General features: G+C 73.1%; 11 protein-coding genes. 2 read left to right on the plus strand and 9 right to left on the minus strand.

The window, feature by feature from the left end; all coding sequences use genetic code 11:
* The first annotated feature begins 118 nt into the window (after positions 1–118).
* Complete coding sequence (locus tag ACIPK4_RS32640) at positions 119–637, plus strand: GtrA family protein (protein WP_054222326.1); 519 nt, start codon at positions 119–121, stop codon at positions 635–637.
* 73 nt (positions 638–710) lie between these two features.
* Here ACIPK4_RS32640 and ACIPK4_RS32645 read toward each other — a convergent pair whose 3' ends face one another.
* Both ACIPK4_RS32645 and ACIPK4_RS32650 read right to left on the minus strand, forming a co-directional pair.
* Positions 711–1,976 (minus strand): ATP-binding protein, encoded by a 1,266-nt coding sequence (locus ACIPK4_RS32645; protein ID WP_376203967.1) that lies wholly within the window; start codon positions 1,974–1,976, stop codon positions 711–713.
* A gap of 15 nt (positions 1,977–1,991) precedes the next feature.
* On the minus strand, positions 1,992–2,669 hold the full coding sequence (locus tag ACIPK4_RS32650) for a response regulator transcription factor (RefSeq protein WP_048479095.1): 678 nt from the start codon (positions 2,667–2,669) through the stop codon (positions 1,992–1,994).
* Between the two features lie 495 nt (positions 2,670–3,164).
* On the opposite strand from ACIPK4_RS32650, the gene ACIPK4_RS32655 reads away from it, so the two are divergent.
* On the plus strand, positions 3,165–4,682 hold the full coding sequence (locus ACIPK4_RS32655; RefSeq protein ID WP_054222324.1) for a peptide MFS transporter: 1,518 nt from the start codon (positions 3,165–3,167) through the stop codon (positions 4,680–4,682).
* Positions 4,683–4,758: 76 nt separating this feature from the next.
* Here the strand turns inward: ACIPK4_RS32655 and ACIPK4_RS32660 are convergent, their stop codons facing one another.
* The 7 genes from ACIPK4_RS32660 to ACIPK4_RS32690 all read right to left on the minus strand — a co-directional run bounded on the left by ACIPK4_RS32660 (position 4,759) and on the right by ACIPK4_RS32690 (position 13,054).
* Complete coding sequence (locus tag ACIPK4_RS32660) at positions 4,759–6,099, minus strand: hypothetical protein (protein ID WP_402319491.1); 1,341 nt, start codon at positions 6,097–6,099, stop codon at positions 4,759–4,761.
* Positions 6,100–6,113: 14 nt separating this feature from the next.
* Positions 6,114–7,196 carry a neocarzinostatin apoprotein domain-containing protein gene (locus ACIPK4_RS32665; protein WP_402319494.1) on the minus strand — a complete coding sequence of 361 codons (1,083 nt, stop codon included), beginning with the start codon at positions 7,194–7,196 and terminating at the stop codon, positions 6,114–6,116.
* Complete coding sequence (locus tag ACIPK4_RS32670; RefSeq protein WP_402319497.1) at positions 7,193–8,239, minus strand: hypothetical protein; 1,047 nt, start codon at positions 8,237–8,239, stop codon at positions 7,193–7,195. Before ACIPK4_RS32670 ends, ACIPK4_RS32665 begins: the two co-directional genes overlap by 4 nt.
* Positions 8,240–8,256: 17 nt before the next feature.
* Positions 8,257–8,916 (minus strand): LPXTG cell wall anchor domain-containing protein, encoded by a 660-nt coding sequence (locus ACIPK4_RS32675; RefSeq protein ID WP_402319500.1) that lies wholly within the window; start codon positions 8,914–8,916, stop codon positions 8,257–8,259.
* Positions 8,917–9,075: 159 nt separating this feature from the next.
* Positions 9,076–10,257, minus strand: a complete 1,182-nt coding sequence (hutI, locus tag ACIPK4_RS32680) for an imidazolonepropionase (RefSeq protein ID WP_054222320.1) — start codon at positions 10,255–10,257, stop codon at positions 9,076–9,078.
* A gap of 275 nt (positions 10,258–10,532) precedes the next feature.
* Positions 10,533–11,873 (minus strand): formimidoylglutamate deiminase, encoded by a 1,341-nt coding sequence (locus tag ACIPK4_RS32685; RefSeq protein WP_402319503.1) that lies wholly within the window; start codon positions 11,871–11,873, stop codon positions 10,533–10,535.
* Positions 11,864–13,054 (minus strand): allantoate amidohydrolase, encoded by a 1,191-nt coding sequence (locus ACIPK4_RS32690; RefSeq protein ID WP_054222369.1) that lies wholly within the window; start codon positions 13,052–13,054, stop codon positions 11,864–11,866. Before ACIPK4_RS32690 ends, ACIPK4_RS32685 begins: the two co-directional genes overlap by 10 nt.
* Between the last annotated feature and the right edge of the window lie 16 nt (positions 13,055–13,070).

Here is a 13,070-nt window from a genome sequence, read left to right on the forward strand (position 1 = left end):
TGTGCGCTGCGTCGCACGCCGCGCGAAGGCGCAGACGGACCAACCGGGCGACACTTAGCATGACGGGGACGACCACGCCTTGCTGCAGGGGCGGAAAACGACAGGAGTGAACCATCACATGAGTACGTCCCAGAACGGATCCACCCTCGAACGCGCCCGCGGTCTCATGCGGGAGGTCGCGAAGTTCGGGGCCGTCGGCGGACTCGGCGTGCTGGTCAACCTCGGTGTCTTCAACCTGATCAGGCACACGACCGACCTCCAGGTCGTCCGGGCGAGCGTCATAGCCACCGTCGTCGCCATCGCGACGAACTACCTCGGCTTCCGCTACTTCGCCTACCGGGACCGCGCCCAGTCCGGCCGCACCCGCGAGCTGACCCTGTTCGCCGTGTTCAGCGTGATCGGCCTGGTCATCGAGAACGGGGTGCTCTACACGGCCACCTACGGGTTCGGCTGGGACGGCCCGCTCGCGAGCAATGTGCTCAAGTTCATCGGAATCGGCGTCGCCACCGTCTTCCGCTTCTGGTCCTACCGGACGTGGGTCTTCAAGGCGCTCCCCGTCCCCGCGGCCGCCTCGCTGGTCGTCGAGCAGCGCACCGGCCAGGACGCCGCCCGCGCCCCCGAGCCCGCCCGCAAGTGAGCCCCGCCGGGGGTCAGCGCAGCGAGGTGCCGTAGCCGGCGTCGCGGGCCCGCCGGGGATGACGGGACGGCCCTCAGCGGACCGTCTGCTCCGGCTCCGGCCGCTCCGGCGCCGTCCGGCTCAGGAAGAGCGCGAACACCGCGGGCTGCGTCTGCAGCAGCTCCAGGCGGCCCCCGTCGGCCTCCGCGAGGTCCCGGGCCACGGCCAGGCCGATCCCGGTGGAATTGCGGCCGCTGATCGTCCGCTCGAAGATCCGGTTGCCGAGGTCCGGCGGGACCCCCGGCCCCTCGTCCGTGACTTCCAGCACGGCCTGGTTGCCGATCACCCGGGTACGCAGCGCGACCGTGCCGCCCCCGTGCATCAGCGCGTTCTCCACGAGGGTCGCCAGCACCTGCGAGACCGCGCCCGGGGTGCCGACGGCCCGCACGCCCGTCTTCCCGGAGCGCACGATGGCCCGGCCCGCGCTGCGGTAGGCCGGCCGCCACTCCTCGACCTGCTGTTTGACGACCTCGTCCAGGTCGAAGGGGACCGCCGAGCCCGTCCGCGGGTCCCGCGAGTTCGTCAGCAGCCGCTCGACCACGTCCGTGAGCCGCTCCACCTGGGTCAGGGCGATGCTCGCCTCCTCCCGCACGGTCTCCAGGTCATCGGTGACCGTGATCTCCTCCAGCCGCATCGACAGGGCCGTGAGGGGGGTGCGCAGCTGGTGGGAGGCGTCCGCGGCCAGGCGCCGCTCGGCGGTCAGCATCCGGGCGATCCGCTCCGCGCTGGAGTCCAGCACGTCCGCGACCCGGTCCAGCTCGGGGACCCCGTACCGCTTGTGCCGGGGGCGCGGGTCGCCGGAGCCCAGCCGCTCGGCCGTCTCGGCCAGGTCGGTGAGCGGGGAGGCCAGCCGGTTGGCCTGCCGTACGGCGAGCAGGACGGCCGCCACGACGGCGAGCAGCGCCACCGCCCCGACCACGGCCAGGGTCCGCCCGACCTCCCGGGTCACCGTGGAGCGGGACTGCTCGACGACGACGGTCTCGCCCTGCTCCCCCTTGGCGGTGCCGCGGATGACGCTGTCGGGGATCCGGTCGCCGACCTCCACGGGCGGCTGTCCCGGGACGGTGATCCGGGCGTAGCCGCCCACGTCCAGCTGCTCGGCGAGGGCCTGGGCGTCGATGGGCTTGCGTTCCAGGACGCTCGACTCGACGATGCCCACCAGGCGCAGCGCCTCGGACTCGATGCGGTCCTGGGCACTGCTGGTGATCGTCCGGGTCTCGACGATCACCAGGGAGATCCCGAAGACGGCGATCACGACGAGCACCACGGCGAGCGTGGAGTTGATCAGGCGGCGGCGCATGGTCCGGGAGGTCGCTCAGCTCTTCTCGAAGCGGAAGCCGACCCCGCGGACGGTGGCGATGTAGCGCGGGTTCGCGGCGTCGTCGCCGAGCTTCTTGCGCAGCCAGGAGATGTGCATGTCGAGGGTCTTGGTGGAGGACCACCAGGTGGTGTCCCAGACCTCGCGCATCAGCTGGTCGCGGGTGACGACCCGGCCGGCGTCGCGGACCAGGACCCGCAGCAGGTCGAACTCCTTGGCCGTGAGCTGGAGCTCTTCCTCGCCCATCCAGGCCCGGTGCGATTCGACGTCGATGCGCACGCCGTGGGTGGCGGGGGCCTGGGTGGCGTCGCCCGCGCCGCGCCGGAGCAGGGCCCGGACCCGGGCCAGCAGCTCGGCGAGGCGGAAGGGCTTGGTCACGTAGTCGTCGGCGCCGGCGTCCAGGCCGACGACCGTGTCGACCTCGTCCGCCCGCGCGGTGAGCACGAGGATGGGGAAGCCGTGGCCCTCGGCGCGCAGCCGGCGGGCGACTTCGAGTCCGTCCATGCCCGGCAGGCCCAGGTCCAGGACGACGAGGTCGACGCCGCCCTGGAGGCCTGCGTCCAGGGCGGTGGGGCCGTCCTCGCGGACCTCGACCTCGTACCCTTCCCGGCGCAGGGCGCGGGCCAGGGGCTCCGAGATGGATGCGTCGTCCTCGGCGAGCAGTACACGCGTCATGTGGGTGATGGTAGTCCGCGGCGGGTCAAAGCAGGGGCGCGCCCGCACACCCCTGCCGATCTGGTCTTATGACGGGAGGGCGGCCTTCGAATGTGGAGAAACGGTTCCCGGCGCGCCTGTGATCCATCTCTCAAGTCCTTTCATATGCCGCACTGTCGTGTCGTATGGTGGCGAGACGCCTGATGCACTACCTCTGAGACCTTTGCGCCGAAAAGCGAGCCGAAGGTCTCGATTCTGTCCGGATCGATCAGGGGGTCTTGACGACTCGCCTCATCGCATCCGGTGACAGTGAATGACCTGTGGGCCGGGCCCCCGCGCGCGAAGCTGCGCGTCGGGGCGTGGATCCCGGTTACGAATGTCCCCTGCCCCCCTCCTCGCCGGACGGGGGCAGACCCCTGGGCGTGGGGTGGGACACCGTCGCCGGTGCCGGCCACCCCCCACCCGGGCGCTGTTCCGCTCACGAAGCGAAGCGTCCCGAGCAAGCAAGGATCGACCATGGCTTCCAGCCTGACGAGGGCATCGGCGGATCCGTCCGCCGAGAAGACCTTCTTCGGACACCCCCGTGGCCTGGCCACTCTGTTCATGACCGAGATGTGGGAGCGCTTCTCCTACTACGGCATGCGTGCACTCCTGGTGTACTACCTGGTCTCGGGCGGCGCCGACGCCGCGACGGGCAGCCAGGGTGGCGGTCTGGCCATGACCGCGGCCACGACCACGGCCATCTACTCCGTGTACGTCTCCATGGTCTACCTGATGGCCATGCCGGGCGGCTGGTTCGGTGACCGTGTCTGGGGCGCCCGCAAGACGGTCGCCATCGCCGGTTTCGTGATCATGGCCGGTCACCTGTCGCTGGCCCTTCCCGGCCAGGCGATGTTCTTCGTCGGTCTGATCCTGGTCGCGGCGGGCTCCGGTCTGCTGAAGGCCAACATCTCCACGATGGTCGGCCACCTGTACGACGGCCCGGAGGACCCGCGCCGTGACGGTGGCTTCACCCTCTTCTACGTCGGCATCAACCTCGGTGCCTTCGTCGCCCCGCTCGTCGTCGGCACGGTCGGCAAGGAGCACAACTGGCACCTGGGCTTCGCCCTCGCCGCCCTCGGCATGGGCCTGGGTCTGACCCAGTTCCTGCTCGGCACCAAGCACCTGAGCCCGAAGAGCAGCGTGGTCCCGAACCCGCTGTCCGCGCAGGAGCGCAAGGCCGTCCTCACGAAGCTCGTCTTCGCGGTCCTGGGTGTCGCCGTCTTCTACGGCGCCGTGGTCGCCCTCGGTGCCTACACGCTGAACTGGGCCCTGGTCCCGCTGACGCTGGCCGGTCTGTTCATCCCGATCGCCGTCCTGGCCCGCATCAAGCGCGACAAGGACCTGTCGGGCGCCGAGCAGTCGAAGATGACCGCGTACATCTTCTTCTTCATCGCGGCCGCCGTGTTCTGGATGATCTACGACCAGGGTGGCTCCACGCTGTCCCTGTTCGCGGACGACAAGACCGCCGGCACCATGTTCGGCTTCGACTTCTCGGCCACCTGGTACCAGTCGCTGAACCCGCTGTTCGTGATGGCGCTGGCGCCGGTCTTCGCCTGGTTGTGGCTGTGGCTGGCCCGTAAGAACCAGGAGCCGAACACCATCGTGAAGTTCGCGATGGGCCTGGTCCTGATCGGTGCCTCGTTCTTCGTCTTCATCGTCCCGATGGCCATGGCGACGGGCGACACCAAGGTCTCCCCGATGTGGCTCGTCTCGATCTACATGATCCAGACCATCGGTGAGCTGTGCGTCTCCCCGGTCGGCCTCTCGGTCACCACGAAGATGGCGCCGCAGAAGTACGCCTCCCAGATGATGGGTGTCTGGTTCCTGGCGGTCACCGCCGGTGACTGCATCACCAGCCTCCTGTCCATCGGCGGTGTCGACCTGAACGGCACCTGGGTGATCGGCTTCCAGGCCGCCGCCGCGGTCGTGGCCGGCCTCGCGGTCTACGCGTACCGCAAGAAGGTCCAGGTGCTGATGGGCGACGTGCACTGATGCACTTACGCACCCGCGCACGCGCACGGCGGCCCGGCACACCTCCTGGTGTGCCGGGCCGCCGCTTTCGTACGGGCTACCGGGTGCCGCGCAGGCGGCGCCACGGGGTGAAGGTGAAGACCGCGCCGCCGAGCAGGATCACCGTGCCGGCGACCAGGGCCAGGGCCCTGATGCCGCCCCCGTCCTCGGCGCCCGTCTCGGCCAGGCCGCCCGAGGCGGTGGCGGAGCCGGTGGTGGAGCCGGTGGTGGCCGGCGAGCCGGAGCCGCCCTCCTGGCCGGTGGTGTCGAGCTCCAGCGAGACGCCGCTGCTGGCCGCCTTGCAGGGCACGTTGATCGGCGTGGACCCCGGGGCCATCGTGACGTCGATCGTCAGCTGGTCCGGGCTCAGCGTGACCTTGCCGGTCTTGCCGGGCTTGTAGGTGCCCGTCATGTCGCTGAGGCTGACCGGCGCCTTGTCCGGGATCGGCTCGGCGTTGGCCGGGCCGGAGACCTTGACCACACCGCTGTCGGCGCCGCCGAGCTTGACGTTCATGGAGGGTTTGAGGGCCCCCGCGGGCAGGGCCATCGGGCTGGCCATCGCACCCTTGGCGGTCTTGACGGTCAGGTCGTAGCTGCCGCCGTTCTTCCTGGCGTTGATCGTCACCGGGGTCTTGATGCCGCCGGGGACCACCGGGCCGCAGTCGAAGGCGACCTCGACGGGCTTGCCGGGGAAATCCGTCTGGCCCCCGCCGCCGCCGCTGGAGGAACCTCCGCCGGTGGACCCGCCGCTCGTCGCGCCACCGGTCGTCGAGCCACCGGTCGTGGCGCCACCGGTCGTCGAGCCACCGGTCGTGGCGCCGCCGGTCGTGGCCCCGCCGGTCGTGGCCCCGCCCGTCGTCGCGCCGCCGCTGGTGCCCTCCGCCACGTCGATGGTGGCCCCGACGCCCACGGCGCCCGTCGGGGCGCACTTGGTGACGAACGTGCCGAAGGAGAAGGTCACCGCGACGTCGTACTTGCCGGGGGTCAGCGTGATCTTGCCCGCCTTGGTGAGCTTCAGCTTCCCCTTCATCGTGGACATCTGCATGGGGGCCTTCTTCGGGATCGGCGGGTTCTTCTTCTCCCCGACCACCTTCAGTTCGCCGCCCCCGCCGCCCACCGTGATCCAGCCGGTGGGCTGGACCGAGTCCTGCGGGATGTCCATCAGGTCGGTGTTGTTCGAGGCCGGCTTCACGGTCTCCCAGGACACCTCCACCTCGTCACCGACCTTCGCCGAGGCCGGAGCGCCGACCTTGGCGGTGGTCTCGCCCTCCACCGGGTCACCGCCGCCCGCCGGCGGCACGCACTTGACGTTGAACTTGGTCTCGGCCGCCTGGGCCGGAGCGGCCCCGATGGCGACACCGGCGCCGCCGAGCAGCAGCGCGATCACGGCCGCGCTCACCCTCCGTTGGGTCTTCACAAATGCCCCTTCGTCGTCGGACTGTTCTCAGACGGTGCGGACGCCTGTGGTACGTGTGGGGACGCCGGCCCCGGCGCGCTGTCCGGGGTGAACCACGGCAGGATCGCCGTGGTGGCACGGGATGAGTCCGGCCCGGCCGCCGTTCCGGAGGGGCCGCCGGGCTCCGGAGCCCCGGCACCCCGGTGACGGCCCCCGCCCGGCGCCGCGGGCGGGCGGACCTTGTCGACGACGGCCATGCCGATGCGGAAGACGGCTGCCGGGACCACCACCAGCAGCAGGCCCCAGAACAGCAGCACCCCGTAGGGGCGGTCGACGCCCCAGGGCTGCGTGGCCACCACCGTGTCGCCGTACTTGAGGGAGACGGTGTAGTCCCCGTGGGCCCCCGCCGCCAGGCTGACGTTCAGCCGGACCTCCGCCTTGCCGCCCGGCGGGATCGTGCCCTTCCAGCGGACCTCGTCCCACAGCGGCGCGAACACCCCGTGGGCGGTCCCCAGCTGGAAGACGGGGTCCTTGACCGGGACCGAGCCGAGGTTGCCGACGGTGACCGCGAACGTCCGGCCGGGCGGGGCGCCGAACCAGGTCAGCACCCCGTCCTCGCCTTCGAGCCGGGCTCCGGTGAGCATGGCCAGACGCGCGGTGCCGGACTCGGCCGGCAGCTCGGCCACCGGGTGGTCGGTGATCTTCAGGGGAACGGCGACGGTGGACTGGTCCCCGTTGACGGAGGTGACGTCGACCACGCAGGGACAGGGCTTGGGCGGTGCCGCCACGGCCAGCCGGGCCGTGAACCGCCCGTCGTCGCCGACCGAGACCGCGGCCCCGTCGGCGTTGGCGCAGCTGTTGGTGCCGCCGATCATGTTCTGTCCGCAGACCAGCAGCATCACCAGGGTCCTGGCGCGCCAGCCGGTGCCGGTGACGGTGATCTCGGCGCCCTTCGCGGCCTCCTGGAGCGAGAGCGCCACCGCGGGCTCGCCCTCGGCGCCCGGGGCCGCGGCCGCCGGGGCCGGGAACAGGGCGAGGGCGCACACCGCCAGTGCGGCCGCGACGAGGGACCCGACCTTGCCGCCGGCCTTGGCGCTCACCTGGATGCTCCCGTCAGCTCGTGTTCCGGTGCCCGGTTCCCCGCGGGTACGGGTTCCCCGTCCGCCGGGGGGCCGCTGCGGGCCCGCCGGCCGCGTACGAGGAGCAGCGCGGCCAGGGCGACCGCGCCGAGGCCGAGCAGCCCGGCGCCGGTGCGGCCCGCGATCCCCCAGGGCACGAACCGCGCCGAGGCGGTGGCGGTGGCCGGTGCCGCGCCGGGGGCGGTGACCGTGAGGGTGAGGGCGACGTCGTCGAGGACCGGGGCACCGGGCCAGGGCTCGGTCAGCGACACCCGCCGGCCGGGCAGCAGTTCCACGGGCAGGGCGTGGGCGGTCCGGCCCGGGACCTCGCCGAGGAGCCCTTCGGCGCGCAGCGCCAGTTCGGGGGCGAGCGTCACGTTGCCCCGGTTGACCAGGGTGTACGCGACCACCGCGGAGGCGCCCTTGCCGCGTACGGAGACGTCCTCGACCGTGAGGGCGGCCAGCGTCGGCCCGCCGACGCTCAGGTGGACCCGTACGCCCGCCTCCTGGCCGTCCGCGGTGGCGACCACGGCGGACGGGTGTTCGCCGGGGAGGGCGGAGGGCGGCAGGGTGACGGTGAAGGGGACGACGGCGCGGGTGCGGGGCGGGACCTTCACGGTGGCGGCGGCCCCGAAGCTGATCCAGGAGCCGGCGCCGCTCGCCGCGGCGGGGCGCACGGCGAGGGCGCCGTCGGCGGTGTTGTAGGCGTCGGCTCCGCGCAGGGTGACGGTGCGCTCCCGGTCGGAGGTGTTCGTCAGGGCCAGCCGGTCCTCCAGGACGGTGCCGGCGGGGCCCGCGAGGTAGAAGTACGGGCGGGCCGGCGCGCCTCCGGCGCCGGGGGCGGGCTCGGCGGTCCAGCCGCTCTCGTCGGCGGCGGTCCGCGCGTCCGCGGCGGTCCGCGCGTCCGCGGCGGTCCGCGTATCCGCGGTGGCCACCGGGACCGCCGTGGACGCGGACAGCAGGAACGCGGCGAGCAGCGCGGAGCACAGGCGCCCCAGGGCAGCGGAGGTGTGGAGCACGGGCATGGCCGGGGGTGCTCCGTTCAGGACCGGGCCCGCCGGCCGCGCCGGGTCAGCCAGAGCACGCCGGCGGCGCCGGTGAGCAGCACGGTGGCGCCGAGGGTGCCGAGGGCGAGGGCGGAGTCGGTGGGTCCGGTCTGCGGGAGGGTGTCCTGCGAGGAGCCGCCGGACGCGGCGGCGCTCACGTCGAGTTCCAGGGAGGGCTTGGGGCTGTTGCCCGGGGTGCAGGTGGTGACGGTCCCCAGTGCCTTGATGGTGAGGACGCCCGCGGTGAAGGTGACCTTGCCGCTCTTCCCGGGGGTGTAGGTGCCCGAGAGGTCGGTGATCTTGATGGGGGTGTTGGCGGGCACGGCCTCGGGGTTGGCGGCTCCGGAGACCGGCACGGACGCCTTCTCTGCGCCGTCGGCCAGGATGACGGCGCTCGGGCTCATCGCGCCCTTGCCGAGTTCCACGGGGCTGGACGAGACGCCCTTCTGGAAGGACATCGTCAGCTTGTAGCCGTCGCCCTCCCTGACCGCCTTGATGTCGATCGGTGAGACCGCCGACTTGTCCCCGATGGGGGTCTTGCAGTCGTACGCGACGTCGACGACGTCGGCGTGGGCCGCGGGGGCGGCCAGCAGGACCGCCGTTCCGGCCAGCGCGGAGGCCAGCGCGAGCGCGGTGGAGCGTTTGCGGTCGGTCACCTTCGTCTTCCCCTCGGGCCACAAGTTACTGACGACATATCAGATTGGTGGCTCAAGGTACGCCGGGGGCCCTGAGGAGGGAAGACACGGGACAGGCCCGGATCCACGGCCTGCGGGCCGCCCGGATCCGGGCCTGTCGCTTCGCGATCGGGGGGTGGTTCAGGCGGCGCGGACGCCCCGCTGCCACACCGCGGAGACGAGCGGCACGCCGGGCCGGTAAGCCAGGTGGACATGGCTCGGCGCCTCCAGGAGAGCCAGGTCGGCGCGGGCTCCGGGGGTCACGACGCCCACGTCGGTGCGGCGCAGGGCGCGGGCCCCGCCGGCGGTGGCCGACCAGAGCGCCTCGTCCGGGGTCATCCGCATGTCCCGCACGGCGAGGGCGATGCAGAACGGCATGGAACTCGTGTACGAGGAGCCGGGGTTGCAGTCGGTGGACAACGCGACGGTGGCGCCCGCGTCGATCAGGCGGCGGGCGTCGGGCCACTGGGCGCGGGTGGAGAACTCGGCGCCGGGCAGCAGGGTGGCGACGGTGGTGCCGGCGGCCTGCGCGAGGGCGTCGACATCGGCGTCGGTGAGGTGGGTGCAGTGGTCGGCGGAGGCGGCCCCCAGCTCCACGGCGAGCTGTACGCCGGGACCGTAGGACAGCTGGTTGGCGTGGACGCGCGGGATCAGCCCGGCGGCGGCGCCGGCGGTGAGGACGGCGCGGGCCTGGTCTCCGTCGAAGGCGCCCTTCTCGCAGAACACGTCCACCCAGCGGGCGTACGGGGCGCAGGCCGCCAGCATCTCGCCGGTGACGAGGTCGACGTAGCCCGCCGGGTCCTCGGCGTAGTCGGGGGAGACGATGTGCGCGCCGAGGTAGGTGACCTCCTCGGTGTGCGCGGCGGCGATGCGCAGGGCGCGGGCCTCGTCCTCGACGGTGAGGCCGTAGCCGGACTTGGTCTCGAAGGTCGTGGTGCCCTGGCGGCGGGCCTCGTCGAGGTGGCGCAGCAGGTTGGCCTCCAGCTCGGCGTCGGAGGCGGCGCGGGTGGCGGCGACGGTGGTGCGGATACCGCCCGCGGAGTAGCTGCGGCCGGACATCCGGGCGTTGAACTCGGCGGTGCGGTCACCGGCGAAGACGAGGTGGGAGTGGGAGTCGACGAAGCCGGGGATGACGGCGCGGCCCTTCGCGTCGAACGCGGCGTCGGCGGCGGGGGCCGCGGCGGCCTCGCCGACCCACGCGATCTCGTCGCCGTCGATGACGAGGGCGGCGTTCTCGATCAGGCCGAGGGGGGTGCCGTCGCCGAGCGCGGGGTCGTTGGTGACGAGGCTGCCGATGTTCTTGATGACGGTGGTCGACGTCATGGGTTCCTCTCAGAGCGTGTGCGTTTCCCCTCCCCGCCCCTTCCCGGAACCGGGGGTCCACCCCGGCCCGTACCGGGGAACGGAGGAAGGGCGGGCAGGGGAACGGTCAAGCCAAGGGCTGTCCCGTGATCCCTGGTGGATCAGCGCGCGGCGTCGGACGCGGTGCGTCGCACGGCGGAGGGACGTCCGCATACTGGGCGTATCCGGGCGTCCCGACAACGCAGCGAGGTGCCGTAGCCGACGCCGCGCGCCCGCCGGGGATGACGGGACAGCCCTTAGCCGCGGACGGCGGCGATGGCTTCGGCCAGGGCCGTGGCGACGTCCCCGACCAGGGTGTGGGCGCCGTCGCGGACCACGTGGCGGCCGGCCACCACCGTGTGGCGGACGTCGGCGGCCGAGGCCGCGAAGACGGCCGTCTCGGCGCCGAGCCGCGGCAGCGGCCCCGCCGTGCGGACGGTGTCCAGCGCGATGGTCGTGAAGTCCGCGAGCGCGCCCACCTCCAGGCGGCCCGCGTCGGGCAGCCCGAGGGCGGCGTGGCCGCCGTCGGTGGCCGCGGTGAGCAGCGCGTTCGCCGTCCAGTGGCCCCGGGTGCGGCTGGCCAGCCGCTCGTTGAGCTCCATCGCCCGGGCCTCCTCCAGCAGGTCGATCACGGCGTGGCTGTCGCTGCCGAGGGACAGCGGGCTGCCCGCGCGCTGGAGCCGTGCGGCCGGGCCGATGCCGTCGGCGAGGTCCCGCTCGGTGGTGGGGCACATGCAGGTGCCGGTGGCGGTGCCTCCGAGCAGGGCGATGTCCTCGTCCGTCAGGTGCGTGTTGTGGACGCCGGTGGTGCGCGGGCCGAGCACCCCGTGGTCGGCCAGGAGCCGGGTCGGGGTGCGGCCGTGGGCGGCCTGGCAGGCGTCGTTCTCGGCGGTCTGCTCGGACAGGTGGACGTGCAGGGGGGCCTGCCGCTCCTCGGCCCAGCGGGCGACGGTGCCCAGCTGGCCGGCCGGTACGGCGCGCACGGAGTGGATCGCCGCCCCGATCAGGGCGTGCTCGCGGGGCTTGAGGGCCGAGACGCGCTCCGCCCAGGCCTCGGCCGTCCCGTCGGAGAACCGCAGCTGGTGCGGGTCCGGGGCCGCGCCGAAGCCGGACGAGAGGTACGCCGTGTCGAGGAGGGTGATCCGGATGCCGGCCGCGGCGGCCGCCTCGATCAGTGCCTCGCCCATGGCGTTGGGGTCGGCGTACGGGGCGCCGCCGGGGGCGTGGTGGACGTAGTGGAACTCGCCGACGTTGGTGATGCCGGCCAGGGCCATCTCCGCGTACACCGCGCGGGCGAGCGCGAAGTACGTGTCGGGGGTGAGGTTCTGGGCGACCCGGTACATGACCTCGCGCCAGGTCCAGAAGGTGCCCGAGCCGACCTGGACCACCGAGCGCAGGGCCCGGTGGAAGGCGTGGCTGTGGGCGTTGGCCAGGCCCGGGACGGTCAGCCCGCGCAGCACCTCGGCCCCCGGCGGCGGGGCCCCGGCCCCGGTGCGCAGGGAGCCGATCCGCCCGTCGGCGGACACCTCGAGGGTGACGCCGGGCTCGACGTGGGCGCCGAGCCAGGCGTGCTCCAGCCAGTACGTCGTCAGCGGCATGCCAGGCCTTCCAGTACGTCGGCGAGGGCGAGCACACCGGCCACGCAGTCGTCCTCGGGGGCGAACTCCCTCGGGGAGTGGGAGACGCCGGTGGGGTTCCGTACGAACAGCATGGCGGTCGGGACGGCGGCGGAGAGGATTCCGGCGTCGTGTCCCGCCCCGGTGCCCAGCACGGGGACGGCCCCGCCGAGGATCCGGTTCATCTCGTCGCGCAGGGCGTGCTCGAACTCGACGACCGGGGTGAAGGACTCCCGGACGACGGCCAGGTCGACGCCGTCCTGGTCGGCGCGCTCGCGGGCGGCCTTCTCGACGGCCGTGACGACCGTGTCGAGGGTGGCCTGGTCGGCGGCGCGGGAGTCGAGCCAGCCGCGCACGAGCGAGGGGATGGCGTTGACGCCGTTCGGCTCGACGGCGATCTTGCCGAAGGTCGCGACGGCCCCGGCGAGGGCCGCCTCGCTGCGGGCGGCCAGGACGGTCGCCGCGTACGTGAGCATCGGGTCGCGCCGGTCCACCAGGCGGGTGGTGCCGGCGTGGTTGGCCTCGCCCCGGAAGTCGAACCGCCAGCGACCGTGCGGCCAGATGGCGGACGCGATGCCGACGGAGTCCCCGGACAGGTCCAGGGCCCGGCCCTGCTCGACGTGCAGCTCGACGAAGGCGCCGATGCGGGCGAGGCGCTCCGGGTCGGCGCCGATGGCCTGGGGGTCGTACCCGGCGGCCTCCATGGCCTGGGGCAGGCTGATCCCGTCGGCGTCGCGCAGCTCGAACGCCTTCTCCTTGGTCAGCTGCCCGGCGGCGAGCCGGGAGCCGACGCAGGCGAGGCCGAACCGGGCTCCCTCCTCGTCACCGAAGTTGGTGATGGCCAGCGGCCTGGAGAACTCCGCGCCCCTCCTGCGGAGTTCGTCCAGGGCCGCGAAGGAGGACACCACGCCGAGGGGGCCGTCGAAGGCGCCCCCGTCGGGCACGGAGTCCAGGTGGGAGCCGGTGACGACGGCGTCACCGGCGAGGGGGTCGCCGAGCCAGGCCCACTGGTTGCCGTTGCGGTCGGTCTCGTAGGCGAGGCCGCGGGCCTCGGCCTGCTCCTGGAACCAGGTCCGGCAGTCGGCGTCGGCACCCGTCCACGCGTAGCGGCGGTACCCGCCGGACCCGGCGTTGCGGCCGATGGGCCGCAGCTCGTCCCACATGGTGTGGAACGAGGCC

It is taken from the genome of Streptomyces sp. NPDC086989, from assembly GCF_044745505.1.
Lineage (GTDB): Bacteria > Actinomycetota > Actinomycetes > Streptomycetales > Streptomycetaceae > Streptomyces.

Excerpts from the sequence above, each read along its gene's own strand:
- ACIPK4_RS32690 (WP_054222369.1), bottom strand. The coding sequence starts at position 13,054 with ATGTGGGACGAGCTGCGGCCCATCGGCCGCAACGCCGGGTCCGGCGGG.
- ACIPK4_RS32645 (WP_376203967.1), bottom strand. The coding sequence starts at position 1,976 with ATGCGCCGCCGCCTGATCAACTCCACGCTCGCCGTGGTGCTCGTCGTG.
- ACIPK4_RS32655 (WP_054222324.1), top strand. The coding sequence starts at position 3,165 with ATGGCTTCCAGCCTGACGAGGGCATCGGCGGATCCGTCCGCCGAGAAG.
- ACIPK4_RS32640 (WP_054222326.1), top strand. The coding sequence starts at position 119 with ATGAGTACGTCCCAGAACGGATCCACCCTCGAACGCGCCCGCGGTCTC.
- ACIPK4_RS32685 (WP_402319503.1), bottom strand. The coding sequence starts at position 11,873 with ATGCCGCTGACGACGTACTGGCTGGAGCACGCCTGGCTCGGCGCCCAC.
- ACIPK4_RS32650 (WP_048479095.1), bottom strand. The coding sequence starts at position 2,669 with ATGACGCGTGTACTGCTCGCCGAGGACGACGCATCCATCTCGGAGCCC.
- ACIPK4_RS32670 (WP_402319497.1), bottom strand. The coding sequence starts at position 8,239 with ATGCCCGTGCTCCACACCTCCGCTGCCCTGGGGCGCCTGTGCTCCGCG.
- hutI (WP_054222320.1), bottom strand. The coding sequence starts at position 10,257 with ATGACGTCGACCACCGTCATCAAGAACATCGGCAGCCTCGTCACCAAC.